We start from the raw sequence: 25025 nt of genomic DNA on the forward strand, positions 1-25025 counted from the left end.
GTGAGGCTGGCGCTTCAAGCGCAACGGTAGGGGCTAGGCGCGCTTGCCCGCGCGCTCTTCCTCCAGCAGGCGCAGCACGCGCCGCTGGATCTTGCCGGTGGTGGTCATCGGCAACTGGTCGATGAACTCAATTGCCTTCGGGTATTCATACGGCGCCAGCTGGCCGCGCACATGCGCCTGCAGCTCTGTGACCAGCGCTGCGTCGCCGTCGAACGAGCGCGCCACCGACGGCGTCAGCACCACGAAGGCCTTGACCACGGCGCCGCGCTCGGGGTCGGGCGAGGGCACCACGGCGCAGTTGGACACTGCCGGATGCTTGAGCAGGCAGTTCTCGATCTCGCTCGGCCCGATGCGGTAGCCCGAGGACTTGAACACATCGTCGGCACGCCCCTGGTACCACAGGTAGCCATCGGCATCGACGCGCGCCAGGTCGCCGGTGCGACACCAGCGCAGGCCGTCGCGCTCGGTGTACTTGCCCGCGGTGGCGGCCTCGTTCTTCCAGTAGCCGAGGAAGAACACCGGGTCCGGATGCCCGGCGCTGTCGGTGGCGCACACCGCCACCTCGCCGTCTTCGCCGGGCGGGCAGGGGTGGCCTTCGTCGTCGATCACCTGCACGCGGTGGCCCGGATAGGGGCGCCCCATCGAGCCCGGCCGTGCCGGCCAGCCCAGCTGGTTGTCGTCGTTCTGCGCGGTGCAGTTGCCGACGATGTAGTTGATCTCGGTCTGGCCGAACATCTCGTTGACGATCACGCCCAGCGCATCGCGGCACCAGCCGAACACGGTCTCGCCCACGGCCTCGCCGGCGCTCATCAGCGCACGCAGCCTGATGTCGTAGCGCTGCCGCGGCTCGGGGCAGGCCTTCATCATCTGCTTGAGCGCGGTCGGGAACAGGAAGGTGTTGGTGACGGCGTAGCGCTCCAGCAGCTCGAAGGCGCGCTCGGCGGAGAAGCGTCCCTGGTAGCCGACGATGGGTTTGCCGAAATACAGCGCCGGCATCAGCGCATCCCACAGGCCGCCGGTCCAGGCCCAGTCAGCGGGGCTCCAGAACACGTCGTCGTCCCGCGGATACCAGTTCTGCGAGCAGACAAAGCCGGTCAGGTTGCCGATCAGCGCGCGGTGCGGGATCAGCGCGCCCTTGGGCGGACCGGTGGTGCCGCTGGTGTAGATCAGCACGGCGGCTTCGTCAGCCTTGGTCTGCTCGGCGGTAAAGACGGGCAACTGCGCGGCCAGCAGCACGTCCCAGTCGTGGTCGCCGCGGCCATGCGCGCCGCCGGCGGCAATCACGGTGGCCAGCGTCGGGCATTCCGGGCGCGCGGCCAGCACATTGTCGATGGAAGTCTCGTCGGCGATCGCCACGTTGGCTTCGCTGTGTGCGATGCGGTAGGCCAGCGCCTCGGGCCCGAACAGCATCGACAGCGGCATGGCGATGGCGCCGAGCTGGTAGATCGCCATATGCGCGATCACGGTCTCGATCCGCTGCGGCATCACGATTGCCACGCGGTCGCCGCGCGCCACGCCCAGTGCGCGCAGCGCCGCCGACAGGCGGTTGGCTTCGGCCTGGATATGGGCAAAGGCATGCGCGTTGCGGCGGCCGTCCTCGTGCTCGGTATAGACCGCGATGCGGTCCATCGTGGCCGGGTCGCGCGCCCAGCGCCCGCAGCAGGCCTCGGCGATATTGAAATGCGGGGGAATTTCCCAGCGGAAGGATTCATACAGGGCGCGATAGTCGTCGCGCCGGCTTGCCGGCAAGGCAGCTGCGGCCATCCAGGGTCTCCGGTAGGTTCGGATCGCGGCAATGGCGGCCCCCGAGATGGCGGCGGCCGCTATAATGCGCTCAAGCGAACGATCGTTCTATTTTGTGTGGGCTTCCCTCGCCAGCCCCCGTGGCGCCGCGCCCGGCGGCAGGAAGACCCACGCGCCAGGGTGGAGACAATGACAATCAAGGAAACCTCGCGGTCTGAATTTATCACGTTGCGCGGGCTGCGCTACCACGTGCGCCACTGGGGCAAGCCCGGCGCGCGCAAGCTGTTCATGCTGCATGGCTGGATGGATGTGGCCGCGTCGTTCCAGTTCCTGGTCGATCACCTGCGCGGCGACTGGCATGTGATTGCGCCCGACTGGCGCGGGTTTGGCGAGACCGACTGGCCCACGCGCTACCCGGGCACGCAGTCGTACTGGTTCGCGGACTATATCGCCGACCTGGAGGCCTTGCTCGACCATTACGAGCCCGACGGCCAGGTCGACCTGGTCGGCCACAGCATGGGCGCCAACGTGATCTGCCTGTATGCCGGCATCCGCCCGCAGCGCGTGCGCCGCGTGGTGGACCTGGAGGGCTTCGGCATGACGGCGACGCGGCCGGTGCATGCGCCGAAGCGCTATGCGCGCTGGCTCGACGAACTGCGCACCGGCTCGGAGCTGAAGACGTATGACAGCGTGGACGGCGTCGCCGCCCGGCTGCAGAAGACCAACCCGCGCCTGCCCGACGACCGCGCCGCCTTCCTGGCCGAGCACTGGTCGCGCCGCAATGCCGAGGGCCGCTGGGAGATCCTGGGAGACCCGGCGCACAAGCTGGTCAACCCGATGCTGTACCGGCTCGATGAGGTGATGGCGATCTGGGAGCAGGTCAGCTCGCCCGTGCTGCATGTGGAAGCGCGCGATTCGGAGACGCTGCGCAATATCGCCCACAAGCAGGCCATCGACGAATTCAAGGAGCGCTTCCGCGCCTTCCGTGACTTCCGTGAAGCGGTGGTCGATGATGCCGGCCACATGCTGCATCACGACCAGCCCGCCGCCGTGGCGGCGCTGGTGGAATCGTTCTGCGGCGCGGTGTGAGCGCCGGCGCCGCCGCTCAGGCGTGCGTCAGCTTTTCCTTCAGCGCGGCGTTGTTGCTGGTGTGCACATGCACCAGCGCCTTTTCCGGGAAGGCGTAGTGGTAGGCGCGGCGCAATGCCAGCGCGGCCTCGTGGAAGCCTGACAGGATCAGCTTCTGCTTGTTGGTGTAGTAGGCGATATCGCCCGCGGCAAAGATGCCGCGGCGCGAGCTTTCATAGGTGGTGGTATCGACCAGGATGCGGCCGGCGCGCATGTCCATGTCCCACTGCGCGATCGGGCCCGGCTCGGACACCAGGCCGTACAGCGCCACCAGTTCATCGGCGGGCAGCACCGTGCTGCCGTCGCGGGTGCGCACCTCGACCTCGGTCAGCGGGCCGTCCTGGCCTTCGGTGCGCAGGGCGCCGAGCATGCCGACCACGAAATCCATCTCGCCGGCCGCCGCCGCCTCGCGCATTTCCGCGACGGTGCCGTCGGCCGCGCGGAAGCCTTCGCGCCGGTGCACCAGCGTCACGCGCGCGGCCACCTTGCGCAGCGCCAGCGCCCAGTCCAGCGCCGAGTCGCCGCCGCCGGCCACCACCACGCGCTTGCCGGCAAAGCGCGACACATCGCGCACGGCGTAGTGCACGTGGCGGCCTTCCAGCGCCGGTGCTTCGGGCAGCGCCACGCGCTGCGGCGCGAATGCGCCCGCGCCGGAGCAGACCAGCACCGCGGCCACATCGAAGCGCTTGCCGCTGTCGGTGGTGACCAGCAGGCGCTCATGGGCAGCATGCCCGTCAGGTGCCGGCTGCCGCGGGATTTCGGACAAGCTTTCCGCGCGCTGGCCGAAGTGCATCGGGAAGTCGAACGGCGCGCACTGCTCCAGCAGCCGGTCGACCAGGTCCTGCGCCAGGCAGCCCGGCACGGCGGGGATGTCGTAGATCGGTTTTTCGGGGTAGAGCTCGGTGCACTGGCCGCCGGCGCGGTCGAGCACATCGATCAGCTCGCATCTGAGGCCGAGCACGCCGGCCTGGAACGCGGCAAAGAGCCCGACCGGGCCGGCGCCCACGATCAGGACATCGGTGGTGGTGACGGGGGCTGGTGTGAGGGGGGTAGCGGTGGGCATTGGGCGTGGCGGGCACGCCAGGTGCCCGCAAAAGGGACGGTGCAAGGCCCGACTATACCCCGCACATCGCCCGTTTCCGCCGACGCCAGCGTTGCCGGCAGGGCTTTCCAGGGTGCGCCGGCGTCACGCATGCAGGGGGCGACGGGAGTAGAATGGCTCCATGCAAAACGCCCACGCCATCAATGCCGACCTGCATTGCCATTCCACCGTGTCCGACGGCACGCTGGCGCCGCGCGCCATCGCCGAGATCGCCCGCGACGCGGGGGTCGCATTCTGGGCGCTGACCGACCACGACGAACTGGGCGGGCAGGCCGAGGCGCGTGCCGCGGCCGAGGAATTCGGCATGCGCTATGTGCCTGGCGTGGAGATCTCGGTGACCTGGGCCGGGCAGACCGTGCATATCGTCGGGCTGCAGATCGACCCGCACTGCCCGGAACTGATCGACGGCCTGACCGATACCCGCTCGGGCCGCGCGCGCCGCGCGCGCGATATCGCTGACGCGCTGGCAAAGGTGGGCATCACCGGCGCCTATGAAGGGGCGCTGCAGCACGTGGGCAACCCGGACCTGATCTCGCGCACGCACTTTGCGCGCTGGCTGGTCGACCAGGGCCGTTGCGCCACCGTGGGCGAGGTCTTCAGCGAGTACCTGTCGGAAGGCCGCCCCGGCTATGTCGGCCACCGCTGGGCCAGCCTGGCCGACGCAGTCGGCTGGATCCGCGCCGCCGGCGGCATCGCGGTGATGGCGCACCCGGGCCGCTACCATTACACCGATACCCAGCACGACGCGCTGTTCGATGAGTTCACTGCGCTGGGCGGTGGCGCCGTCGAGGTCGTGACCGGCAGCCACACGCCCGACCAGTACCGCCGCTATGCCGAGGTGGCCCGCCACTACGGGCTGCTGGCCTCGCGCGGCACGGACTTCCACGGCCCCGGCGAAGGGCGCGTCGAGCTGGGCAAGCTGCCGCCGCTGCCGCCGACGGTGACGCCGGTCTGGCACGACTGGTAGGCGCAAGCCCGGCCTGGCCGGGGTACCCCCCAGATTCCGCTCCGATCCGTCCGAATCCGCCTCCCTGGTCCATGTCACAGTACTTCGAGATCCATCCGCTCAATCCGCAGTCGCGCCTGGTCAAGCAGGCCGCCCAGATCCTGCAGAAGGGCGGCCTGATTGCGCTGCCGACCGATTCCAGCTATGCGCTGGCCTGCCGGCTCGACGACAAGGGCGCCGTCGAGCGCCTGCGCCGGCTGCGCGGCATCGATGACCGCCACCACCTGACGCTGATGTGCCGCGACCTGTCCGAGCTCGGCAACTTTGCCCGCGTCGACAACCGGCAGTACCGCTGGCTCAAGGGCGCCACGCCGGGCCCCTACGTGTTCATCCTGGAGGCGACCAAGGAAGTGCCGCGGCGGCTGTCGCACCCGGCGCGCAAGACCATCGGCGTGCGCGTGCCCGAACACGCGATTCCGCTGGCGCTGCTGGGCGAAACCGGCGAGCCGCTGATCTCGGCCACGCTGCAGATGCCGGGCGACGAAGCGCCGCTCAACGACCCGGCGGAAATCCGCGCGCGGCTGGAGAAGCAGCTTGACCTGGTGGTGTGCGGCGGCCCGGCGCCGGCGCAGCCGACCACGGTGATCGACCTGACCAGCGGCGAGCCCGAGCTGATCCGCGCGGGCCGCGGCGACGTCGAGCGCTTCGGGCTCTGAGTTCCCCCGGGCGCTGCCACCCCGCCTGGCGGGTGCACAAGCGTGCGCCCGGGCGGCGCCGGGCCGTTACAATAGGGACCATGGATTCCTCCCTTATCCAGACCTTCGCGGTCTATGCCCTGCCGGTGCTGTTCGCCATCACGCTGCATGAGGCCTCGCACGGCTACGTGGCCAAGCTTTTCGGCGACGACACGGCCTATGCGCTCGGGCGCGTCAGCCTGAACCCGATCCGCCATATCGATCCGATCGGCACCATCGCGGTGCCGCTGCTGCTCTACATCATGACCAGCGGCCAGTTCGTGTTCGGCTACGCCAAGCCGGTGCCGGTGGCGTTCGAGCGCCTGCGCAACCCGCGCTGGCACGGCATGTGGGTGGCGCTGGCGGGGCCGGCCAGCAATGTGGTGCAGGCCTTCGTCTGGGTGCTGCTGGCCATCGGCCTGACCTGGGGCGGCGTGCGCGAGCCGTTTTTCGGCGAGATGGCGCTGGCGGGCGTGCGCGTCAACCTGGTGGTGGCGGCCTTCAACCTGTTTCCGGTGCCGCCGCTGGACGGCGGCCGCGTGCTGACCGCGCTGCTGCCGCAGGGCATTGCCCGCGCGGTGTCGCGCATCGAGCCGTACGGCATCTTCGTGGTGCTGGCGCTGGTGGCCGCGGGGGTGATCACCACGGTCTGGATGACGCCGGTGGTCAATGTGCTGATGTCGCTGATCGAGCTGCTGCTGCGCCCGATCGTGATGCTGCTGCATTGACGTGCCGGGGAACGCCATGATGCATACTGGGATTTCTGCCCCGTCCCCCTGGGTTGCCCGCTGGGCCCACCTGCTGCGCCCCGGCGCGCGGGTGCTGGACCTGGCCTGCGGCAGCGGCCGCCATGCCGCCTGGCTGGCGGCGCGCGGCCATGCGGTGCTGGCCGTCGACCGCGACGCCGAGGCCATCGCCGGCCTGCCGGCCGGCGTGACCGGCCGGGTGGCCGACCTGGAGCAGGGCGCCTGGCCGCTGGCCGGCGAGGCGCCGTTCGACGCCATCGTCGTCACCAATTACCTGCACCGGCCGCTGTGGCCGCACTTGGCGGCGGCGCTGGCGCCCGGCGGCGTGTGGATCTACGAAACTTTTGCTGCCGGCAATGAAACCGTCGGCAAGCCGTCGCGGCCGGATTTCCTGCTGCGGCCGGGCGAATTGCTCGAAGTGGCGCGCCAGTATGGCCTGCGCGTGGTCGCCTATGAGGATGGCCTGGTCGAAGTGCCGAAAACAGCCTTCATGCAGCGGATATGTGCGGTGCGCGAGGCGGCTGCGGGCGCCGATGCGCCCGCGCCGGCACGCTACCGGCTCGACGCCTGAGCCAGCCATGGCGCTGTCGGCGAGAATGCCGCTGCACACGTTGAAACAGTTGGTATCAACCCCTGTCCGGGCGGCGGTCGAAGCGGCCTGCGGTTCCGGTACAATCCCGTTATTCGCATCCCGAATTCCTTAACGTTATGACACAGATTACCGGCAGCATCGTCGCCATCGTTACCCCGATGCATGAAGACGGCAGCCTGGACTTCCCGGCCCTGCGCGCATTGGTCGACTGGCACGTGGCCGAAGGCACCGACGGCATCGTGATCGTGGGCACCACCGGCGAGTCCCCGACGGTTTCCGTCGAGGAGCACTGCGAACTGATCCGCGTTGCCGTGGAACAGGCCGGCAAGCGCATTCCGATCATCGCGGGCACCGGCGGCAACTCCACCAAGGAGGCCATCGAGCTGACCGCCTTCGCCAAGAAGGTGGGCGCCGATGCGTCGCTGCAGGTCGTGCCGTACTACAACAAGCCGACCCAGGAAGGCATGTACCGGCATTTCCGCACCATCGCCGAAGCGGTGGAGCTGCCGGTGCTGCTGTACAACGTGCCGGGCCGTACGGTCGCGGACATGAACAACGAGACCATCCTGCGCCTGGCGCAGGTGCCGGGCATCGTCGGCGTCAAGGAAGCGACGGGCAATATCGACCGCGCCGCGCAGCTGATCAAGGACGCGCCGGAAGGCTTTGCCATCTACAGCGGCGATGACCCCACCGCGGTGGCGCTGATCCTGCTGGGCGGCCACGGTAATATCTCGGTCACCGCCAACGTGGCACCGCGCAAGATGCACGAGATGTGCGTCGCGGCGCTCAAGGGCGACGTCGTCACCGCGCGCCGCCTGCACATGGAACTGATCGGGCTGAACAAGGCCATGTTCATCGAGGCCAACCCGATCCCGGTCAAGTGGGCGCTCCAGCAGATGGGCAGGATGGAAGGCGGTATCCGCCTGCCGCTGACCCCTCTGTCCGAGGCCAACCACGACTATGTACGCAAGGCACTGGCCGCCGCCGGCCTGCTGGCCTGATCTTTCGCGGCGTCCTGCTGTCGCCTCACCTACTAGGATTGCGTGTCAATGAAACTGAAGCTTAACCGCCGCGGCGCGACGCAAGTCCGCCGCGCCGCCCTGGTTGTGCCCGTGCTCGCCGCTGGCGTGATCACCGGCTGCAGCAGCATCAACGAAGCGATGCAGCCGGACAAGATCGACTACAAGTCGTCGGCCTCGAAGCGCACGCCTACGCTGGATATCCCGCCCGACCTGACCAAGCTGGAGGGCGATCGCCGCTATTCGGTGCCCGATGCGAACGGCACCTCGACGCTGTCGACGTACAGCCAGGCCACCAAGGTGCGCGAGCAATCCCCGAGCGAGAACGTGCTGCCCTCCGCCCAGGGCATCCGCATGGAGCGTGATGGCAACCAGCGCTGGCTGGTGATCAGCAACGGCATGCGCGGCGACCAGCTGTGGCAGCAGCTGCGCGGCTTCTGGCAGGAAAGCGGATTCCTGCTGGTGCAGGACTCGCCCGAGACCGGCATCATGGAAACGGACTGGGCCGAGAACCGCGCCAAGATCCCGCAGGACATCATCCGCAACACCATCGGCAAGGTCTTCGACGGCCTGTACTCGACCTCGGAGCGCGACAAGTTCCGCACCCGCGTCGAGCGCTCGCAGAATGGCACGCTGGAGGTCTTCATCAGCCACCGCGGCGCGCAGGAGCAGCTGACCGGCATCGACAAGTCGAGCACGGTCTGGACCCCGCGTCCGGCCGATCCTGAGCTGGAAGCCGAATTCCTGTCGCGCCTGGCCCAGCGCCTGGGCGTGCAGAAGGAACAGGCCGACCGCATGGCCAAGAACCCGGCGGCGGCGGGCAATGCCGCAGCCGCTGCGGGCACGGCCGCCGCTGCCGGCACCGCAGCCGCCGCTGGTGCCGATGGCGCCGCGCCGGCCAAGTCGTACCTGTCCCAGGTCAACGGCGCCCCGGCGCTGCAGCTGCCCGAACCGTTCGACCGCGCCTGGCGCTCGGTCGGCCTGTCGCTGGACCGCGTGAACTTCACCGTGGAAGACCGCGACCGTGGCCAGGGCCTGTACTACGTGCGCTATGTCGACCCGCGCACCGTTGCCGACAGCCGTGGCTTCTTCTCCAAGCTGTTCACCAAGCCGGAAGATTCCAAGACCGCCAAGAAGTATCGCGTGGCGCTCAAGGGCACGGGCAGCGGCACGCTGGTGACGGTGCTCAACGATGCCGGCCAGCCTGAGAACGGCGAAATCGGCAAGCGCATTCTGTCGCTGATCGACGAGCAACTGCACTGAGCCGGCGCATGACTGCTGGCTTGCCAGCCGGCCTTCCTGGCCGGTGCCTGGCGGGGAGGGCGCGGCCATGATGCGCTTCGCCTTCCTCGGCAGCGGCAGCGAGGGCAACTCGCTGCTGATCGAATCCCGCGAAGACACCACCACCACGCGCGTGCTGCTGGACTGCGGCTTCGGCATCCGCGAGACCGCCCGGCGCCTGGAGCGCCTGGGCGTCGCGCCGGACCAGCTCGACGCCGTGCTGGTCACGCACGAGCATGGCGACCACGTCGGCTCGGCCTATGCCTTTGCAGCCCGCCATCGCCTGGCGGTCTACACCAGCCACGGTACCTGGCTGGCGACTTCGCACCTGCGTGGCGCCGATGCGGCCGATGTGCGCGTCTGCTGCGCCGACCATGCCTTTGCCATCGGCGGACTGCAGGTGCTGCCGTACACCGTGCCGCACGATGCGCGCGAGCCGGTGCAGTTCGTCTTGTCGGACGGGCAGGCGAGGCTGGGCGTGCTGACCGATGCGGGCATGGAGACGCCCTACGTGACGGCGCGCCTGGCAGGCGTGGATGCGCTGGTGCTGGAATGCAACCATGACCGCGAGATGCTGCGCAATTCGGTCTATCCGGCTTCGCTGAAGCGGCGCATTGGCGGGGACTTCGGCCACCTGGCCAATGAAGTGGCGGCCAGCATCCTGGCGCAAGTTGCCCATGCCGGCCTGAACCGCGTGGTCGCGGCCCACCTCAGCAAGCAGAACAATACGCGTGAGCTGGCAACCGGGGCGCTGGCGGTGGCATTGGGTGCGCTGCCGTCCGAGGTGCTGGTGGCAGACCAGGACGAGGGCCTGGACTGGCAGGCAGTGCGCGTCTGAGGGATACCTGGATGCAGCAGGGCGCAGTGCGGTAGCGGCGCCCAAATAAAAAAACCGGCCCGAAGGCCGGTTTTTTCATCGGTCAGGAACCGATTACTGCTTGGCAGCCGGAGCCGAAGCGTCAGCAGCGGCAGCAGCCGGGGCTTCAGCAGCGGGAGCCGAAGCGTCAGCAGCGGCAGCAGCCGGGGCTGCAGCAGCGGGAGCCGAAGCTTCAGCAGCCGGAGCGGCAGCAGCCGGAGCAGCCGTTTCAGCGGCCGGAGCGGCAGCTTCTTCCTTCTTGCCGCAAGCGGCGAGAGCAACAGCGGCCAGCAGCGATGCGATCAGGAGAGACTTCTTCATTGTTCGTCCTTTAACTTGTAATAACGGAAAACAGGCGATGAATAATTACCGGTAATTATCGCTCTTGAACTGCAAAATAGAGGCCCTCCCGGGTCCCGACAAATGCAATGGTCCACAGTACTAGCCAGCCAACGATTATATCCGCGTTTTCCCGGCTTGTGTAGCGCCGAAATTTACTGATTCGCAATGTTACGCATTATTACAGCCGCGGTCCCAATTGCAGCCATCCTTCCAGCGTCCAGTGATGGAAAGTTTCCATCAGATCGGGTAGATCCGCGCAAGCCGCAACATCTTCGCCACTAAGTTGCCGATAATCGGCCAACTTTTTCAGCCACTGCATCAGTTCGGCCGGCGGCTCGTAGGCTTCTCCATTGAGGAAGAAATTCGCGCGGTCGTAAAGCGCAATCGATGCCGATGGCAGGACGACGCCATGGCGGGCCGCCAGTGTCGCATAACGGCGCAACGGCATGTCAGGTATCTCTGCGAATTCCACGCCAGGCTTGGGTTCTGACAGATGGCTGCCGAGGAATTCAGACACCATCTGGCTATTCCATTGCAGCGCCTTGAGCCGCTCGGCAACTGCCTTGGCCATGCCGGCGGGCAACTGCGCGGGCCGCGTGGCGGCGCGCTCGCCGGCGTCGGCATAACGGCCGCCGAGGTCTTCGTTGTCTTCGACCGTTTCAGACAGCCAGGCCAGGAAATGCCCGGCCAGTTCGCGGTAGGCCGGCGCGCGGAAGCCGATCGAGCAGGTCATGCATTCGCCCTCGGCAATGCCATCGTGCGCATATTGCGGCGGCAGGTAGAGCATGTCGCCGGGTTCGAGCACCCATTCCTGTTCCGCGTTGAAGTCGGCGAGGATCTTCAGCGGCATGTCCGGGATCAGCTCAAGGCTGGTCTGCGACGAAATGCGCCAGCGGCGCCGGCCCGAGACTTGCAGCAGGAACACGTCGTAGGAATCGAAGTGCGGGCCCACGCCGCCGCCGTCGGTGGCGTAGCTGATCATCAGGTCGTCTAGGCGCGCATCGGGCACGAAACGGAAGCGGCCCATCAGCTCCGCCGCGGCGGCGTCGTGCAGATTTACCCCTTGCACCAGCAGGGTCCACTGGCGGGTCTTGACGCCGGGCAGGTTTTCGCGCGCAAATGGGCCATGCGCGAGTTTCCAGCGGTTGCGGAAGTGCGTCACCAGGCGCGATTCGACGTCGTCGCTGTCGGCCAGGTCGAAAAGCGCCTCGCGCGACACAGGCGGCACGATTCCGGGTACTGCCTGTCGAATCACCAGGGGCTTGCGATGCCAGACATCCCGCATGAATGCAGCAGGCGTCATGCCACCAAGCAGGTCGAGCGGAGTGTCTGGATCGACGGGGCCAGGGGGCAGGGCCTGCGCGTATAATGCGGAATCGTTCATGGAGTCAAGAATTGAAAATCGCTAAGAATACTGTGGTGTCCGTGATGTACAAGCTATCGGACACACAAGGCAATCTGATCGAGGAGTCAGATGAAGCCATGGTTTATTTGCACGGCGGGTATGATGGCACGTTCCCCAAGATCGAGGAAGCGCTCGACGGTCATGACGCGGGCTTCGAGACCCAGCTGCAGCTGGAGCCGGAAGACGCGTTCGGCGACTACGACGCCGATATGGTGAAGGTCGAGCCGCGCAACCGCTTCCCCGAGCCGCTGGAAGTCGGCATGCAGTTCGAAGGCATGCCCGAGGACGGCGACGAAGAGGACTCCGTCATCTACACCGTGACCGACGTGGCCGAGGACAAGGTCGTGCTGGATGGCAACCATCCGCTGGCCGGCATGGCGCTGCGCTTCTGGCTGAAGGTCTCCGAAGTCCGCGAGGCCACCGCCGAAGAAATCGAGCACGGCCACGCCCATGGCGCCTCGGGCGTTGAAGTCGTGGATGAGGACGAGGACGACGACACGCCGCGCACGCTGCACTGATCGCGCTGCACGGATCGTATTCCGCACCCCAAGAAAAAGCCGGCCGCAGCCGGCTTTTTCGTTTTCGGCCGGCAAGCCGCCTCAGTGCAACACCGGTGCGTCCTTGAGCATGACCGCGAACGGTGACGCCGCGCCTGGCGTGATCACCAGCTCGGCCCATTGCGCGACCGTGTCGGTGGGCAGCGACACGCGCGTGAAGTTCTGCATGACCTTGCCGGCCGCATCGCGCAGCGGCTTGTCGATGCCGAAGCCGTTGTCGGCCCCGTTGGCCCCGTTTCCGCCAGCATGCACCAGCAGCACCTGGCCGCGGAAACGACCGGCCAGCTCGCGCAGCTGGCGCTTGAATTCCAGGTAGCCATCGCGGGTGCGGTGGCGCATGAAGCCGTCGAGCAGCGTCGGGCGGCCTTTCTTCTCCCAGCCGTTGGCAAAATGCGGGTCGGCGTGGACCACCACCACGATGCCGTTCAGGTCGCGTTGCCGCGCCACCGAGAACGCGCGCGCCAGCCACTGGCGGTTGGCCTCGCGCCGGTCCTCGAACTCGCCGTTGCGCCCGCCTTCGTCGCGGTAGTGGTTGTTGTCGCCCGGCAGGTTCATGCCGACGAGCAGGATATCGCCCACCTCCATGCGCATGTTCTCGCGGAAACTGCGGAACAGCGCCTGGTCCGACTGCCGCAGCAGCGGCCGCGGATGCCGGCCGAGCGTGGCGTCTTCAGGGAAGAACAGCTCACGCAGCCGGTTCAGGCGCTCGACCGCGTCAAAGCCGCCGTTGACCGGCAGCCGGCATTCGGACCAGTCGGTCTCGCCGGGCACGTAGACCAGCGGTAGCGGCGACTGGTTCAGCAGTTGCTGGCGGCTGCCCAGCACAGCATCGCTGCACGATTCCGTATCGCCCTTGATGCCGCCGGCATGAATGACCAGGTCCAGCTTGCGCTCGCCGAAGTAGTCGAGCAGTGCTGCCGCGTTGGCCTCCGCGGCCGGCCACTGGGGCAGGTCGGCGATCAGCGCGATGCGCGTCAGCTGTGGCCTGGCCGGGGCCTTGGCGTTGCGGCCCGCGGGCGCGGCCGATGCCATGCCGGCCGTGCAAAGCAGCGGCAGCAGCATGGCAAGCAGGGCACGGCGCGCAGCGTTCATGCGGCGTCGAGCGCCTCGCCTGCCAGTGCCTTGAGCCGGTACAGCGCCTCCAGTGCGGCGCGCGGCGTCAGGGTGTCGGGGTCCAGGCCGGCCAGCGCATCGACCAGCGCGGCCTGTTCGGGTGCGAGCGCGGGCGCCAGCGGCCCGGACACGGTCGCCGGGGCGGCGCCGAAGTCGTCCTCGTCGTCCTCTGGCGTTGGCGGCGCCGCGAACAGGTCCAGCTGCGGTGTGGGCGTGGCGTCGGCCGATTGCTGCTCCAGCCAGGCCAGGTGCTTGCGCGCGGCGCGGATCACCGGCTGCGGCACGCCGGCCAGCTGCGCTACCTGCAGGCCGTAGCTCTGGCTGGCAGGGCCGTCCTGCACCGCGTGCAGGAAGACAATGCCGTCGCCATGCTCGACTGCCGACAGGTGCACGTTGGCTGCCTGCGGGAACTCTTGCGGCAGCTGTGTCAGCTCGAAGTAATGCGTGGCGAAGAGGGTATGGCTGCGGTTGTGCGACAGCAGGTGGCGCGCGATGGCCCAGGCCAGCGCCAGCCCGTCGAAGGTCGACGTGCCGCGTCCGATCTCGTCCATCAGCACCAGCGAAGCCGGGGTCGCGTGGTGCAGGATGCCGGCGGCCTCGGTCATCTCCACCATGAAGGTTGAGCGGCCGCCCGCGAGGTCATCGGCGGCGCCGATGCGGGTAAAGATGCGGTCGATCGGCCCGATCACGGCGCGCCGCGCCGGCACGTAGGCGCCGACACAGGCCAGCAGCACGATCAGTGCGGTCTGGCGCATGAAGGTCGACTTGCCGCCCATGTTCGGGCCGGTGATCAGCAAGAGCTTGCGCGCTTCATTGAGCTGGCAGTCGTTGGCGATGAACGCCACCGACTCCGCCGCGAGCTGGCCTTCGACCACCGGATGGCGGCCCTGCACGATGTCGACCACGTTCTCGGCGACGCGCTCCGGCGCGGACCAGTCCAGCGTCTGCGCGCGCTCGGCCAGTGCCGTCAGCACGTCCAGGCGCGCCAGCGCGCCCGCCACCCGCTGGAGCTCGCCGATATGCGGCAGCAGCGCCTGCAGCAGGCCGTCGTAGAGCTGCTTCTCGCGCGCGAGCGCGCGGTCCTGCGCCGACAGCGCCTTGTCTTCGAAGGCCTTCAGCTCAGGCGTGATATAGCGCTCGGCATTCTTCAGCGTCTGGCGGCGGCGGTAGTCGTCGGGCACCTTGTCGGCCTGGCCGTTGGTGACCTCGATATAGAAGCCATGCACGCGGTTGAACTCGACGCGCAGGTTGGCAATGCCGGTGCGGGCGCGTTCGCGCGTTTCCAGGTCGATCAGGAACTGGCCGCAGTTCTCGGAGATGTCGCGCAGTTCATCCAGGCCGGCATCGTAGCCGCGCGCAATCACGCCGCCGTCGCGCACCACCGTGGCCGGCTCTTCGGCCACGGCGCGCACCAGCAGGTCCAGGCAGTCCTGCGGCACGGCCAGGTCGTGCAGGGTCTGCGCCAGCAGGGTGCTGCCCTGGTCGTCGCGGATGCAGGCCTGCACCTCAGGCAGCGCGCGCAAGGTGTCGCGCAGCGAGGACAGGTCGCGCGGCCGCGCATTGAGCAGCGCCAGCCGCGAGGTGATGCGCTCAACGTCCGCCAGCCGGCGCAGCGCCGTGCGCAAGGCATCGGTGCCCAGGTCGATCAGCACGCCGATGGCCTGCTGGCGTGCCTGCGGCAGCGCCGGGTCGCGCAGCGGGTGGTGCAGCCAGTGGCGCAGCGCGCGGCTGCCCATGGCCGTGCAGCAGGTGTCCAGCAGCGAGAACAGCGTCGGCGACTCGCCGCCGCGCAGGGTCTCGGTCAGCTCCAGGTTGCGCCGGGTGGCGGAATCCAGGCCGACGTACTCTGATTCGCGCTCCACCTTCACGCCCTGCACATGGCGCAGCGACTGGCCCTGTGTGGTGGCGGCGTAGTTCAGCAGCGCGCCGGCCGCGCCCAGCGCGGCACCCAGCCCGGCACAGCCGAACGGGTCCAGGCTGGCCACGCCCAGCTGCTCGCGCAGCCGGCGCGTGCCGGCGTCCTGGTCGAAATGCCATTCGGGCAGGCGGGTACGCGCGCACGCCAGCGCGGGCAGCTCGATGCCGTCGGCATACAGCAGCTCGGCCGGGCGGATGCGCTCCAGTTCGCGGCCCAGTTGCGCCGCTTCGCATTCCATCAGGCGCAGCTCGCCGCTGGCCAGGTTCAGCCACGCCAGCCCGGTCTTGCTGACGCCGCGGCGCGTGGTCTGCTGGTGCACTGCCATCAGGAAGGTATCGGCCTTGTCCGGCAGCAGCGCGGCATCGGTCAGCGTGCCGGGGGTGACGATGCGCACCACCTTGCGCTCCACCGGCCCCTTGCTGGTGGCCGGGTCGCCGATCTGCTCGCAGATCGCCACGGATTCGCCCAGCTTCACCAGGCGCGCCAGGTACTGGTCCGCCGAATGGAAGGGGATGCCGGCCATGCGGATCGGCACTCCGTTGGATGCGCCGCGCGCGGTCAGCGTGATGTCGAGCAGGCGCGCGGCTTTTTCGGCATCGTCGTGGAAGAGTTCGTAGAAGTCACCCATGCGGTAGAACAGCAGGGTGTCGGGGTGGTCTGCCTTGATGCGGAGATACTGTTGCATCATGGGAGTGTGACGCTCCGCGGGCGATTCCGTAACAGCCTGATCCACCTTGGATTTTCCGCGCGAACCCTTTGTTGGTGCGGCTTCCGCGCCAATTGGGGGACTCTCGTTCATCTCGTCAACACTCATCGTCACTCGCCTACACTCCTGTCGTCAGCGTAGGTTTCTAGCGTATCATCCCGAAAAAACCACGCCGGGGTGCGCCTATGCCATTCCGGCAAAACCTACGCTATTGAAATCCTACGCCATGCAATTCGACGCGCGCGCTGCCAAGCTGCTCAAACCGGGCGAGCACATGACGATCGCAGACCATCCAGGCCTGCGCCTCGAATGCACCGCCAGCCGGCGCGCGTGGATCTACCGCTACAAGTCGCCGGTCGACGGCCGCATGAAGCAGACGAAGATCGGGGCTTGGCCTGCGATGTCGCCAGCGGCTGCCATTGTCGAATGGGAAAAGCTCAGGGCTGCCCGGGACAGTGGGCGCGACGTGGCCGCAGAGAAGCGCACGGCACGCACCAACGCGCGCGCGGTCGAAAACGGGAGTTTACCGCACGCCGGTCCGTATACGGTGCGGCGGCTGTGCGCGGACTACCTAGTGGGCCACGTGGAGCGCAATCGCGCGCTGAAGGGGGCAAAAGAGATCCGGCGGATGTTTGACACGATGCTCGCGCCAATTGCCGGCATGCTCCCGGAGGAGGTCACCCGTGCGATTGCATTCGATCTCCTGAATTCGTTCGCGCACATCCCAGTCCAGGCTGCCAAGCTGCGATCTGAACTTGGGGCCGCCTGGGATTACAGTCTCGACGCCGGTCGGCTGCGGGAGGATACGCCGAACTGGTGGCGCCAGATCATGCGCGGCCGGCTACGAAGCAATGGGAAGAAAATCCAGGGAAAAGCCGTCGGGCAGGTGAAGCGGGTGCTTGCTGAGGCCGAGGTGGGCGAACTGATCCGCTGGCTGCCGAACTTCAGCCGTATCGTGGATGATGCGTTGGTGATGTATTTGTGGACTGGCACGCGCGGCTCTGAGATTGCTTCCATGGAGGCGGCTGAGATCGCCGAAGAGAAGGATGGTCTGTGGTGGACAATCCCAAAATCGAAGACCAAGAACGCCCGCCGGCCGGGCGCGACGGATCTGCGCGTGCCGCTGTTCGGCCGGGCCGCGCAGATCGTGCGGCGGCGCCTGGCGGTGGCCGGTGACGGGTATCTATTTCCGGCCAGGGTGGGCGGGCCCATCGAGCAGAAGGTAATTCAGACGGCCGTGCACTACCATCAGCCGTATTCCAAGACTCGGCCAGAGGACCAGCGCCCACGGCTTACCATCACGCACTGGGCGCCGCACGATCTCCGGCGCACGACGCGCACGCTGCTAGCCTCTATGGGCTGCCCGAACGATGTTGCAGAATCCATCCTCGGCCATATGCTCCCAGGCGTGCAGGGTGTTTACAACCGGCACACGTACGACCGAGAGCGGCATGAGTGGATGGGAAAGCTATCAGTGAAATTGGAATCCCTAGCCAGCGATGGCGGTGCTGACTTTGTCACAAAAGATTGATTTGTGATTAAAAATCAATGAGTTATTGTTCGGTTGTGCCAAGGCTGCAACAGGCTTGCCAGGCAAAAAAGTAGTAGTAACGCTTCTTTTGTGCAGTGCGGAGATATGTTAGTATCCGCTCCAATTTGCGTTCGACTACGTCACAGATCGGGCCAAAATAACAAAAATTCGGGAGAGTCCGGTGTCATCTTTCGAGGTGCGAAAGCCCTTGTTCGAGCGACTCGCTTCAATGCGAGGGTCGTCAGTGATCTCGTACATCACTGGCGATAGGCGTCAGCTTGAAACGCAAATCTCGCCAGAGATTATTGACATATTTGTTCAACATCTGGACGCCATCGGGCCCGTTAAAAAGCTATCGCTCGTGTTGTACACGAACGGTGGCGACACGGCCGCTGCTTGGCGTCTGATCAACCTGCTGCACACGTTCTGTGATGACCTTGAGGTCATCATTCCGGCCAAGGCACTGAGCGCTGGCACTCTGATCTCGCTCGGCGCAAATCGTGTCGTTATGACGAAGCAGGCGGCACTTGGACCGATTGACCCCAGTGTGAATCATCCCCTGAGCCCGCCGGTGCCTCAGGCGCCACATGTTCGAGTTCCCGTAAGTGTCGAGGCTGTCACGGGCTACCTGGACGCCGCAAAGCAGTTCGGCGCCGATCCAGCCGCTCTCACGCAACTCCTGCTGGATCTGTCCAATAAGGTCCATCCGCTGGTGCTCGGCCAGATTTTTCGCTCGCGCGAACAAATTCGGTTCCTGGCTAAAAAGTTGCTTGTTCGTCAAGTGCAAGACCAGGAAAAGAGCAAGGAAATCATCGATTTTCTCTGCGCAGAGTCTGGAAGCCACGACTACACTATCAATCGACGTGAGGCGCTCGAGTTGGGGTTGCAAGTCGAGAAGCCCAGCGACGAGTTGTATGGGGTTCTGAAGCAAATCCATGAAAGCTATGTCGAAGAGATGAAGCTGCTGGAGCCCTATGACCCCTTCAGCATGCTGGCCCAACAGCCAATGGTGGAGTATCGACTTCCGCGAGTGATGATCGAAAGCGCTCCGTTTGGTAGCCACCGGTTTGTATCCGAGGGAGTGATCAGTAGGGTCGCTCAGGTTCCGCAGATGCCGCCTGGGATGCAAGTTCCAGCCGTACCGTTTCAGCAGGACCCAATCAACGACAACCGCCGCTTTGAAGGATGGAGAAAAATATGAACGACTACTACTTCCGAGGTTCGGCCGACGCAAGCCAGTTGTATCGCCCCTCTGCAGCTGTGGGCTCTGTCGACACTGTTGGAGCTGCGGTGAGCGGCAATCTGTCGGATTTCATGAAGAACTCGACCGTGTACAGAGTTCCGATGCCAATTCAAGGCACAATCTATTATCCGGAGACATCGGTCGCCGGCTTGGTGACCCAGCGAAGCTGAGCTGTCGCTAGCAATGAAAAAGGCCCCTTTCAGGGGCCTTTTTCATTGCTAGTTGGTGCGGCATCCCCTGCGCCATAACGCGTTGGGGTCTATGCGCATGCGGCGCGACGCGAGGCGTTGAAGGGAAAGCCGAGCTTCGCGTGGAAGCGCTGGGCGGCGGCTGGGTCGGCATCCAGTTCGCGGCGCGACGGGATCTCGCAGACGGTGCGAATCACGGCGGCGGCCCGCTCGACATCCTCCAGTTCAGAAAAGTCCTTCCACTCGGCGGGAAAGCGCTCAGCGACGAATTGGCGGAAGGCGGAATTGCCGCACAGGATGCCGGCGGTGCGGGCGAGGGCGGGGCGGGTCATGATTGCTCCCCTGGTGCAGGATGCTGCCGGCGATCCACCACGATCTCGCATTGCGCCTCGTACTTGTAACCCGTACTGGTGCTCGTCGAGGATAGCCAGAGGCGTTTAATGCTGACATTGCGGTGGGTCAAATCCAGTCCGGCACTCTCCGCAACAGCCTTTGCCACCAGTTCCTCTAGTTGCTTCTGGTCTAGGTGAGCGAAATATCGCTCTTCGTCGACCTCCGACCGATTCACATTGATCTCGCTCACTTGACCTCCTTGCTGGCGGTCATGGCGGCGCGACGATTTCGCAGGATCTCGACCAGGCCGGCCCGGTCGATCTGAACGGCGCCGAGCTGCACAGCCAGCGTCCGCTTGCTTTTGGCGATGTCGAAGTGTTCGTGGTGCGTACCTGCCTTCTGGAGCCACTTCCGGTCCACTCCGATCTTGTCGGCCATCCCCAGTAATTCTTCGGTCGTGTCGGCCAGCATGTGGCACATCACCATGCGGCCGTAGCTGGCTTCCATGTCGTCAACGTAGACGGTCATTACGCAACCCTCCGAAATTCGACCACCCATACCCACGGGTTGGCATTCCATGCGTCGGCGCCGTTGATCTGCTCCCATAGTTCATGGAACGGCTCGACTGCGGCGCGCCTGTAGGTCGCCGCACATTCTTCAGCGCTTGCGCCAAATAGCCACATCTGGCGCACCTCGCGCGGCGTTATGCCCTCGGCCTTGGCGTCCGCCTCGCTGATGTCATGCAGCCGCTCCACGCGCACCCCGGTGATCTCCAGCACAAGACGGCAAGCGGAGCGGGGCATATGGATGCTCGGCCGCCATTGGCGACGAATACCATCTGCGGAGTGCTCCAGATCCGGCCCGAGCGGATCGTCCAGATAGTCGGCTCGGTAGAAAGCGAGACAGTCGGAGTCGTACGGGCCGAGCGGGTGGTTGCTGTGCTGCCATGTCTCGCGCACCCACAGACGGTCGCCGGGCTGGCCGTACGGGGAGGCCGGGCTGTCTCCTGTGCGCGTGTGCCAAATTCCACCCTGCAGGGGGATGGTTCTGCCGTCTGCTGTGCGGCCGCCATTGGGGCCACCGAACGTCGTCGGCTCCCATGCGCCGAGTGGGTTGCTGTGTGGCAGCTTCACGGCGCGCCGTGTCTGCGTCTTCTGGCCGGCCAGGATGGCGCGCACCATGGCGCCGCTGAAGAGGATAGGGCGTTCTTTCATTGGATCGGGCTAAAGTGTTGAGAGCGGGCGCCGATATGGCGCGCATGACCAAATTTTTCGACAAGAAGCTCGAGGACGAGCTGGGAACTGGCGCGGCTATCGCAGTAGCTGCGCTTTCGACTGATCTGCGAGCCACCATGGCTCGAATGGACGCCATCCGCGTCGCCCAGGGCAAGCCAACGCTTCAGGAAGAAGCTGAGGCGGCTGAGGCCTACATCCGGCAGATGATCGCGGACGGCGACGCTACCAAGCAGGACTACCCGTGGCTGTTCGAGGACGAGTCGCTTCAACCACCGGAGGGTGAGGCGCGCGAACCAAAGTAGGATCACGTCTGGCTCTCCTTGCTGGCTGCGTGGGCCGCCTCAGCGGCGGTGAGCATGGATGGACTGGGTCATGGTCATTCCTCGAAAAGCGCCACCTGGCGCGAGTCAAGTTCGGTAGGAGAGGGCTCGGTCTTCGCTGTGCGAGCGGCCGGCTTGTCGGCCTGCGGCGGTGTCGGCCGGTGGATGAGGCCGCCGGCGTGCACGTGCGCGAACAGCCGGCGGATCGCGTCGACTGGGTTCGCGCAGGCCCGCGCTTCGCCTGGGATGAAGAGGCCGGCGTTGTGCGGGACCATGTCGCTGTAGAAACAGCCCAGCTCGCGCGCGAGATCCGTCATGGCGGCCTCGATGGCGCTAGCCACGTCAGCGTTGCCGCACGCTGCGGCGGTGATCGCAGTCGGCTGCTCGCCTGGCAGGACCTCGCGCACCAGCACACGCTCCATCTCGGCCGGGCTGCGGTTCCAGGCGCTGGGGTCCATGCACATCACGCCGCGGGCCGGGCTGGTGAGGGCGGCATACCATTCACGGGGTTGGCTCATTAGTGCTCCTCCTGGTCTTCGGTGTCGGCATGCCTTTTGAACCAGCGGTACTGGGCGTGCAAGCTGATGGCCAGGGCGATAAGTAACCCTACGGCGGTGACGATCAGCGAGATTCGGTAGCTCATGGCTTACTCGGCGTGTATGCGTCGACGGCGGCGTCAGCGTCAGCGCCACAAAGGCCGCGGCGCGGGCCCCCTGGGAGCGAAATGCACGGGATGCCGGATACGCCGAGTTGCTCGGCGGGAACGGCGCGGAGCTTGCGGTAGCGCTCGGCATCGCAGGCGAGTAGCTCGCGGCTGCCGTGCAGCAGGGCGCGCATGGCCTGCTCAGCGATGACCTGGTGATCGCCGCCGCGCACGTGCAGCATCATGGCGAAGTTGGCCACGTCGACTGGGTCGCCTTTGCATACGGCTTCGCCCAGCATCACGGCCAGCCGCTCGATCGAGCATTCGAGTGGACTGTCCCAGCCGCCCCGGCCAGCAGCCCGGCACCTGGCCAGCTTGCGCTTCATCGCGCCCGCCAGCTGGTCGACGCCGATGTCATCGGCATTGATGTTCCGGCGCGTGCGAAAGGGGCGGTCCGGGTTCGATGCCGCGGCGAGCCGCAGGCCTTGCTCTTCGGTGATGCGTGCGCCGATGCTGGTGATGGAAGGCATGCGGCTGGTGCGGGAATGCTTTGCCATGGAGATCTCCGGGATGGTGGTTAGCTGGCCAGCAGCTCGTCGAGGGTCTTGCCGGCCTTCAAGGCGGCCTCTACCCAGCCTGGCCGTTTGCCGCGGCCGGTCCAGGTGTTGCCGTTCTCGTCGCGGTAGCGCACCGGTGGCCGTGCTGGTTTGTTTGTGGCGGTTGCCTTCGGCGCCGCCCTCTTCGGGCCGCGCAGGATCTTCGGCAGCCAGCCGGTGCCGGCGAGCAGCTGCTCGGCATTGGCGGCCAGGTCAGCCTTCTTCATGCTGGCCAGCGGCGCGGCAGCCTTCTTGCCGCAGGCCTCGGTCACGGCTGCGATCGCGAGCGTCTTCGGTACGAGGCTCAGGTAGCCGTCTGCGGTGGCCGACCACCAGTCCGCCATATCCAGGCCGGTGGCTTCCGCGACGGCGTCGGCCGCGCGCGGGCCCTCGGCGGCGAAGACGGCGCTGGTGCTGGCGGCGGTGCAGAGCGCGAGCAGCTGCAGCAGATCCTGCTGGGGTAGTGCGATCAGATGCGCCAGCAGTGCACCGTCGGCCTTCGGCAGGCCAGCGAGCAGCTGCGCGCGCAGCTCCTGCAGCCGGGTCCAGGCCGGGTTCGAATTGAGGTCGTCGGCGATTCCCGGCAGGCCGTGCATCTTGTCGCTGACGGACAGATCCAGCGCGCTCAACGTGGCGAACTTGTAGGTGGCGTTGCGGAAGAGCTTGAGCAGCATACCGTGCACCAGCACCGCCAGCGCCAGGGTGGGCTGCTCGACCAGGTGCAGCTGCAGGGCGGCAGTGCGGTGCGCGGTCAGGCGGCTGGCCAGGCTGGCGGAAAGGGTGGTCTTGTCGGCAGGCTTCTTCGCGGGGGCCTCGCCGTCATCGACGCCGGTGCGTGCCTTCTTCTTATCGACCAGGCCGCGGTGGATCTGCGCTAGGCCGCCCTCGGTGATGGCGAGGATGGCGCCGCTCCTGTCCTTGTCCTCGGCGCTCCATTGCTGCTGGCTCTGCTTGATGGCGGCAAGCTCGTCGTTGATCGCTTCCAGGCGGGCGGAATGCTCATCGTGCGCATCGCCATAGTCGTCGTTCTCCTCGAGCTGGTTGATCGCCTTCTCGGTCTCGGCGCGTTCCTTCTCCAGCGCCTTGATGCTCGCCTTCTGCGCCTTGCTGGGTTCGGCGGTGGTCGAGGGCAGACGCTCGTAGTCGTAGTGGATCCGGTAGGCCTCGAAATCCGGCTTGGCCTCGACCCAGGCCCAGCCCTCGGCGCGGATCTCGGTGGCGGCCGCTTCAAGCTTGTCGCTGGCCAACTGCTCGAGCAGGGCGCTGTCGGCGAGGTAGCCGTTGCCGGCATCGCTGAACAGATCGCGCTCGACGTGGCCGCCGGCGGCCTCGTAAGCCTCCAGCGTGACGAACTTGGCCAGCTTGCTGTTGCGCACCTCGATCTCGCCCTTGGCAAGCTTGCGGCGCAGGGCTTCCGGGTTGCGGTCCCACGAATTGGCGGCTTCCTTCCACGTACGTTCCTGGGCCTTGGGGTCGTCGGTGATGGCCAGCGCCATCAGTTGCTCGAGCGAGGCCTCGCCGTCGCGATAGATCTGGATCATCTTGGGCGACACGTTGGCCAGTTTCAAGCGGCGCTGCACGACCAGCGGCGAGACGCCGAAGCGGGCGGCGACGTCCTCGATCGCCGTGCCGGCATCGACCAGGCGCTTGAAGGCAACAAACTCGTCGGCGGGGTGCATCGCTTCGCGCGCGCTGTTCTCCGCCAGGCTGATTTCTTCTGCCTGTTCGATTGCGCGCTCCGCCACGTCGACCGGGTGATCGTGGCTCCAGCTCCCGCGCTCGACGAGCAGCTGCATAGCGCGCCAGCGGCGGCCGCCGGCGATCACTTCATAACGGCCCGTCGGCGCGCCATCCTTGATCTCTTTCGTGACGATCAGGTTTTGCAGCTGGCCCTGCGAGGCGAGCAGGGCGGCCAGCTCGTTGAGTGCCTTGGGGCTCGTCTGGCGAGCGTTGCGCGGGGAAAGGGTGAGCTGTGACAGGGGGACCTGCAGGACGGCGTTGTGCTGAATGGTGGTCATTGCGGATTCCTAGGGATCAGGCTTCGATGGGCGCGCCTTGTGCTTGCATGGCGGCCTTGGTGAGGGTGTGTGCGGCGGTGAACGTGTCGAGGCCCGTGCGGCCGATCGCTTCCTCGACGGCGGGTGCAGCCGCGCGCAGCGTCAGCGCTTCGAGATCCAGCACGGTGATCCGGGCGGTGCGCTGCCAGCGCCAGAAAACGCCAGCCATGGCGCGCTTGGCTGATCTCAGTTGCACGTCATAGTCCGGGATCCCCTGTGCTGCCATGGCGATGGTGATCAGCTCCAGCGTGCGCATCAGGCGGTTGTAGCCGGTCTCGCTGGGTGCGCTGATAAAGCAGACCAGGTCGACGTAGTAGGTGCGCTTGCTCATGCTGCAATTCCCGAGAACTCGGCTTCGCCGATCACGCGGTCGAGCAGGTCGAAGGCGCGGAAGAAATCGCGCGACACGGTGACCTGGTGATCGATGTCTCGCAGCGCGATGCCGTTCTCGGGCCCGAGGTCGGGCAGGTTGGGATCGCGCAGGTGGATCACGATGCCGCCACGGTCGACCAGGATCTCGGCGTCAATGCGATCGCGGATGTGCGTCACCACGATGTGGTGGCCAGCCAGCTCGTCGACGAGTTGGTCGGTGATGAGCTTGGTGGTGGTGAAAGCGTGGGTGCGCGCGAGATAGTCGGCGACCACGTCCTGGCCGACACCTGGGCGGCCGGTGAGTCCGATCAACATGATT

At 66.4% G+C, this 25025-nt stretch carries 29 protein-coding genes; 13 read left to right on the forward strand and 16 right to left on the reverse strand.

Annotated features, from left to right (window positions below; genetic code table 11):
• Window positions 1-33 precede the first annotated feature (33 nt).
• Window positions 34-1764: an acyl-CoA synthetase gene (locus tag KB879_RS05985; RefSeq protein WP_013956153.1), complete on the reverse strand. Its 1731-nt coding sequence runs from the start codon at window positions 1762-1764 to the stop codon at window positions 34-36.
• 168 nt (window positions 1765-1932) lie between these two features.
• Here KB879_RS05985 and KB879_RS05990 point away from each other — a divergent pair, with 168 nt between their 5' ends.
• Window positions 1933-2832, forward strand: a complete 900-nt coding sequence (locus KB879_RS05990; RefSeq protein WP_211980889.1) for an alpha/beta fold hydrolase — start codon at window positions 1933-1935, stop codon at window positions 2830-2832.
• 16 nt (window positions 2833-2848) lie between these two features.
• Here the strand turns inward: KB879_RS05990 and KB879_RS05995 are convergent, their stop codons facing one another.
• A complete protein-coding gene (locus tag KB879_RS05995) occupies window positions 2849-3934 on the reverse strand; it encodes an NAD(P)/FAD-dependent oxidoreductase (RefSeq protein ID WP_013956155.1) in 1086 nt (361 codons plus the stop codon).
• Between the two features lie 160 nt (window positions 3935-4094).
• Here KB879_RS05995 and KB879_RS06000 point away from each other — a divergent pair, with 160 nt between their 5' ends.
• The 7 genes from KB879_RS06000 to KB879_RS06030 all read left to right on the forward strand — a co-directional run bounded on the left by KB879_RS06000 (window position 4095) and on the right by KB879_RS06030 (window position 10129).
• The gene (locus tag KB879_RS06000; protein WP_013956156.1) at window positions 4095-4940 is read left to right on the forward strand and encodes a 3',5'-nucleoside bisphosphate phosphatase; all 846 of its coding nucleotides are present in this window, start codon (window positions 4095-4097) and stop codon (window positions 4938-4940) included.
• A gap of 71 nt (window positions 4941-5011) precedes the next feature.
• A complete protein-coding gene (locus KB879_RS06005) occupies window positions 5012-5635 on the forward strand; it encodes an L-threonylcarbamoyladenylate synthase (protein ID WP_013956157.1) in 624 nt (207 codons plus the stop codon).
• Between the two features lie 80 nt (window positions 5636-5715).
• Window positions 5716-6381 carry a site-2 protease family protein gene (locus KB879_RS06010; RefSeq protein ID WP_013956158.1) on the forward strand — a complete coding sequence of 222 codons (666 nt, stop codon included), beginning with the start codon at window positions 5716-5718 and terminating at the stop codon, window positions 6379-6381.
• A 16-nt stretch (window positions 6382-6397) separates the two neighbouring features.
• Window positions 6398-6970, forward strand: coding sequence for a bifunctional 2-polyprenyl-6-hydroxyphenol methylase/3-demethylubiquinol 3-O-methyltransferase UbiG (locus KB879_RS06015; RefSeq protein WP_013956159.1), 573 nt, complete (start codon window positions 6398-6400; stop codon window positions 6968-6970).
• A 137-nt stretch (window positions 6971-7107) separates the two neighbouring features.
• Entirely contained in the window at window positions 7108-7992 is an 885-nt protein-coding gene (gene dapA / locus KB879_RS06020) for a 4-hydroxy-tetrahydrodipicolinate synthase (RefSeq protein ID WP_010808980.1), read from the forward strand.
• Between the two features lie 48 nt (window positions 7993-8040).
• Window positions 8041-9273, forward strand: a complete 1233-nt coding sequence (gene bamC, locus KB879_RS06025; protein WP_013956161.1) for an outer membrane protein assembly factor BamC — start codon at window positions 8041-8043, stop codon at window positions 9271-9273.
• 67 nt (window positions 9274-9340) lie between these two features.
• Window positions 9341-10129 carry an MBL fold metallo-hydrolase gene (locus KB879_RS06030; RefSeq protein ID WP_153954421.1) on the forward strand — a complete coding sequence of 263 codons (789 nt, stop codon included), beginning with the start codon at window positions 9341-9343 and terminating at the stop codon, window positions 10127-10129.
• 93 nt (window positions 10130-10222) lie between these two features.
• On the opposite strand, the gene KB879_RS39230 is transcribed toward KB879_RS06030, so the two are convergent.
• Together KB879_RS39230 and KB879_RS06035 are read right to left on the reverse strand one after the other, a co-directional pair.
• On the reverse strand, window positions 10223-10468 hold the full coding sequence (locus KB879_RS39230; protein WP_013956163.1) for a hypothetical protein: 246 nt from the start codon (window positions 10466-10468) through the stop codon (window positions 10223-10225).
• A gap of 199 nt (window positions 10469-10667) precedes the next feature.
• The gene (locus KB879_RS06035; protein ID WP_194946823.1) at window positions 10668-11873 is read right to left on the reverse strand and encodes a cupin domain-containing protein; all 1206 of its coding nucleotides are present in this window, start codon (window positions 11871-11873) and stop codon (window positions 10668-10670) included.
• 11 nt (window positions 11874-11884) lie between these two features.
• Here KB879_RS06035 and KB879_RS06040 point away from each other — a divergent pair, with 11 nt between their 5' ends.
• Window positions 11885-12412 (forward strand): peptidylprolyl isomerase, encoded by a 528-nt coding sequence (locus tag KB879_RS06040; RefSeq protein WP_041227837.1) that lies wholly within the window; start codon window positions 11885-11887, stop codon window positions 12410-12412.
• 81 nt (window positions 12413-12493) lie between these two features.
• On the opposite strand, the gene KB879_RS06045 is transcribed toward KB879_RS06040, so the two are convergent.
• On the reverse strand, window positions 12494-13543 hold the full coding sequence (locus KB879_RS06045) for a hypothetical protein (protein ID WP_211980890.1): 1050 nt from the start codon (window positions 13541-13543) through the stop codon (window positions 12494-12496).
• Entirely contained in the window at window positions 13540-16170 is a 2631-nt protein-coding gene (gene mutS, locus KB879_RS06050) for a DNA mismatch repair protein MutS (RefSeq protein WP_153954419.1), read from the reverse strand. Before mutS ends, KB879_RS06045 begins: the two co-directional genes overlap by 4 nt.
• A 244-nt stretch (window positions 16171-16414) precedes the next feature.
• Between mutS and KB879_RS06055 the strand changes: the two genes are divergently transcribed.
• The 3 genes from KB879_RS06055 to KB879_RS06065 all read left to right on the forward strand — a co-directional run bounded on the left by KB879_RS06055 (window position 16415) and on the right by KB879_RS06065 (window position 19132).
• On the forward strand, window positions 16415-17719 hold the full coding sequence (locus KB879_RS06055) for an integrase family protein (RefSeq protein ID WP_211980891.1): 1305 nt from the start codon (window positions 16415-16417) through the stop codon (window positions 17717-17719).
• A gap of 244 nt (window positions 17720-17963) precedes the next feature.
• Complete coding sequence (locus tag KB879_RS06060) at window positions 17964-18920, forward strand: hypothetical protein (RefSeq protein ID WP_211980892.1); 957 nt, start codon at window positions 17964-17966, stop codon at window positions 18918-18920.
• A complete protein-coding gene (locus KB879_RS06065) occupies window positions 18917-19132 on the forward strand; it encodes a hypothetical protein (protein ID WP_153954417.1) in 216 nt (71 codons plus the stop codon). The genes KB879_RS06060 and KB879_RS06065 overlap by 4 nt, the downstream gene beginning before the upstream one ends.
• 89 nt (window positions 19133-19221) lie before the next feature.
• On the opposite strand, the gene KB879_RS06070 is transcribed toward KB879_RS06065, so the two are convergent.
• From KB879_RS06070 to KB879_RS06085, 4 genes are read right to left on the reverse strand one after another with little or no spacing between them, the layout of a single operon-like run.
• Window positions 19222-19482 (reverse strand): hypothetical protein, encoded by a 261-nt coding sequence (locus KB879_RS06070; protein WP_211980893.1) that lies wholly within the window; start codon window positions 19480-19482, stop codon window positions 19222-19224.
• Complete coding sequence (locus tag KB879_RS06075) at window positions 19479-19733, reverse strand: hypothetical protein (RefSeq protein WP_211980894.1); 255 nt, start codon at window positions 19731-19733, stop codon at window positions 19479-19481. The genes KB879_RS06070 and KB879_RS06075 overlap by 4 nt, the downstream gene beginning before the upstream one ends.
• The gene (locus tag KB879_RS06080) at window positions 19730-20011 is read right to left on the reverse strand and encodes a DUF4031 domain-containing protein (RefSeq protein ID WP_211980895.1); all 282 of its coding nucleotides are present in this window, start codon (window positions 20009-20011) and stop codon (window positions 19730-19732) included. Before KB879_RS06080 ends, KB879_RS06075 begins: the two co-directional genes overlap by 4 nt.
• Window positions 20011-20697: a hypothetical protein gene (locus KB879_RS06085; RefSeq protein ID WP_211980896.1), complete on the reverse strand. Its 687-nt coding sequence runs from the start codon at window positions 20695-20697 to the stop codon at window positions 20011-20013. Before KB879_RS06085 ends, KB879_RS06080 begins: the two co-directional genes overlap by 1 nt.
• A gap of 44 nt (window positions 20698-20741) precedes the next feature.
• Between KB879_RS06085 and KB879_RS06090 the strand changes: the two genes are divergently transcribed.
• Entirely contained in the window at window positions 20742-21020 is a 279-nt protein-coding gene (locus tag KB879_RS06090) for a hypothetical protein (protein WP_211980897.1), read from the forward strand.
• A 74-nt stretch (window positions 21021-21094) separates the two neighbouring features.
• Here KB879_RS06090 and KB879_RS06095 read toward each other — a convergent pair whose 3' ends face one another.
• The 6 genes from KB879_RS06095 to KB879_RS06115 are packed head-to-tail and all read right to left on the reverse strand — an operon-like array spanning window position 21095 to window position 25021.
• Window positions 21095-21556 (reverse strand): hypothetical protein, encoded by a 462-nt coding sequence (locus KB879_RS06095; RefSeq protein WP_211980898.1) that lies wholly within the window; start codon window positions 21554-21556, stop codon window positions 21095-21097.
• Window positions 21556-21681 carry a hypothetical protein gene (locus KB879_RS40170; RefSeq protein ID WP_256449302.1) on the reverse strand — a complete coding sequence of 42 codons (126 nt, stop codon included), beginning with the start codon at window positions 21679-21681 and terminating at the stop codon, window positions 21556-21558. The genes KB879_RS06095 and KB879_RS40170 overlap by 1 nt, the downstream gene beginning before the upstream one ends.
• Window positions 21678-22238, reverse strand: a complete 561-nt coding sequence (locus tag KB879_RS06100) for a hypothetical protein (RefSeq protein ID WP_211980899.1) — start codon at window positions 22236-22238, stop codon at window positions 21678-21680. Before KB879_RS06100 ends, KB879_RS40170 begins: the two co-directional genes overlap by 4 nt.
• Window positions 22239-22258: 20 nt before the next feature.
• A complete protein-coding gene (locus KB879_RS06105) occupies window positions 22259-24295 on the reverse strand; it encodes a ParB/RepB/Spo0J family partition protein (RefSeq protein WP_211980900.1) in 2037 nt (678 codons plus the stop codon).
• A gap of 16 nt (window positions 24296-24311) precedes the next feature.
• Window positions 24312-24665, reverse strand: a complete 354-nt coding sequence (locus KB879_RS06110; protein ID WP_211980901.1) for a hypothetical protein — start codon at window positions 24663-24665, stop codon at window positions 24312-24314.
• A complete protein-coding gene (locus KB879_RS06115) occupies window positions 24662-25021 on the reverse strand; it encodes a hypothetical protein (protein ID WP_211980902.1) in 360 nt (119 codons plus the stop codon). The genes KB879_RS06110 and KB879_RS06115 overlap by 4 nt, the downstream gene beginning before the upstream one ends.
• Window positions 25022-25025: the final 4 nt, after the last annotated feature.

The sequence above is a fragment of the Cupriavidus sp. KK10 genome (assembly GCF_018223725.1).
GTDB classification, from domain to species: Bacteria; Pseudomonadota; Gammaproteobacteria; order Burkholderiales; family Burkholderiaceae; genus Cupriavidus; species Cupriavidus necator.

Coding starts and splice junctions, on each gene's coding strand:
- KB879_RS06095 (WP_211980898.1), bottom strand. CDS start 21,556: ATGAGCCAACCCCGTGAATGGTATGCCGCCCTCACCAGCCCGGCCCGC.
- KB879_RS06110 (WP_211980901.1), bottom strand. CDS start 24,665: ATGAGCAAGCGCACCTACTACGTCGACCTGGTCTGCTTTATCAGCGCA.
- KB879_RS06035 (WP_194946823.1), bottom strand. CDS start 11,873: ATGAACGATTCCGCATTATACGCGCAGGCCCTGCCCCCTGGCCCCGTC.
- KB879_RS05995 (WP_013956155.1), bottom strand. CDS start 3,934: ATGCCCACCGCTACCCCCCTCACACCAGCCCCCGTCACCACCACCGAT.
- KB879_RS06030 (WP_153954421.1), top strand. CDS start 9,341: ATGATGCGCTTCGCCTTCCTCGGCAGCGGCAGCGAGGGCAACTCGCTG.
- KB879_RS05990 (WP_211980889.1), top strand. CDS start 1,933: ATGACAATCAAGGAAACCTCGCGGTCTGAATTTATCACGTTGCGCGGG.
- KB879_RS06090 (WP_211980897.1), top strand. CDS start 20,742: ATGACCAAATTTTTCGACAAGAAGCTCGAGGACGAGCTGGGAACTGGC.
- KB879_RS40170 (WP_256449302.1), bottom strand. CDS start 21,681: ATGAGCTACCGAATCTCGCTGATCGTCACCGCCGTAGGGTTACTTATC.
- KB879_RS06070 (WP_211980893.1), bottom strand. CDS start 19,482: ATGACCCGCCCCGCCCTCGCCCGCACCGCCGGCATCCTGTGCGGCAAT.
- KB879_RS06065 (WP_153954417.1), top strand. CDS start 18,917: ATGAACGACTACTACTTCCGAGGTTCGGCCGACGCAAGCCAGTTGTAT.
- KB879_RS39230 (WP_013956163.1), bottom strand. CDS start 10,468: ATGAAGAAGTCTCTCCTGATCGCATCGCTGCTGGCCGCTGTTGCTCTC.
- dapA (WP_010808980.1), top strand. CDS start 7,108: ATGACACAGATTACCGGCAGCATCGTCGCCATCGTTACCCCGATGCAT.
- KB879_RS06045 (WP_211980890.1), bottom strand. CDS start 13,543: ATGAACGCTGCGCGCCGTGCCCTGCTTGCCATGCTGCTGCCGCTGCTT.
- KB879_RS06080 (WP_211980895.1), bottom strand. CDS start 20,011: ATGACCGTCTACGTTGACGACATGGAAGCCAGCTACGGCCGCATGGTG.
- KB879_RS06115 (WP_211980902.1), bottom strand. CDS start 25,021: ATGTTGATCGGACTCACCGGCCGCCCAGGTGTCGGCCAGGACGTGGTC.
- mutS (WP_153954419.1), bottom strand. CDS start 16,170: ATGATGCAACAGTATCTCCGCATCAAGGCAGACCACCCCGACACCCTG.
- KB879_RS06010 (WP_013956158.1), top strand. CDS start 5,716: ATGGATTCCTCCCTTATCCAGACCTTCGCGGTCTATGCCCTGCCGGTG.
- KB879_RS06005 (WP_013956157.1), top strand. CDS start 5,012: ATGTCACAGTACTTCGAGATCCATCCGCTCAATCCGCAGTCGCGCCTG.
- KB879_RS06015 (WP_013956159.1), top strand. CDS start 6,398: ATGATGCATACTGGGATTTCTGCCCCGTCCCCCTGGGTTGCCCGCTGG.
- KB879_RS06100 (WP_211980899.1), bottom strand. CDS start 22,238: ATGGCAAAGCATTCCCGCACCAGCCGCATGCCTTCCATCACCAGCATC.
- KB879_RS05985 (WP_013956153.1), bottom strand. CDS start 1,764: ATGGCCGCAGCTGCCTTGCCGGCAAGCCGGCGCGACGACTATCGCGCC.
- KB879_RS06085 (WP_211980896.1), bottom strand. CDS start 20,697: ATGAAAGAACGCCCTATCCTCTTCAGCGGCGCCATGGTGCGCGCCATC.
- KB879_RS06105 (WP_211980900.1), bottom strand. CDS start 24,295: ATGACCACCATTCAGCACAACGCCGTCCTGCAGGTCCCCCTGTCACAG.
- KB879_RS06055 (WP_211980891.1), top strand. CDS start 16,415: ATGCAATTCGACGCGCGCGCTGCCAAGCTGCTCAAACCGGGCGAGCAC.
- KB879_RS06000 (WP_013956156.1), top strand. CDS start 4,095: ATGCAAAACGCCCACGCCATCAATGCCGACCTGCATTGCCATTCCACC.
- bamC (WP_013956161.1), top strand. CDS start 8,041: ATGAAACTGAAGCTTAACCGCCGCGGCGCGACGCAAGTCCGCCGCGCC.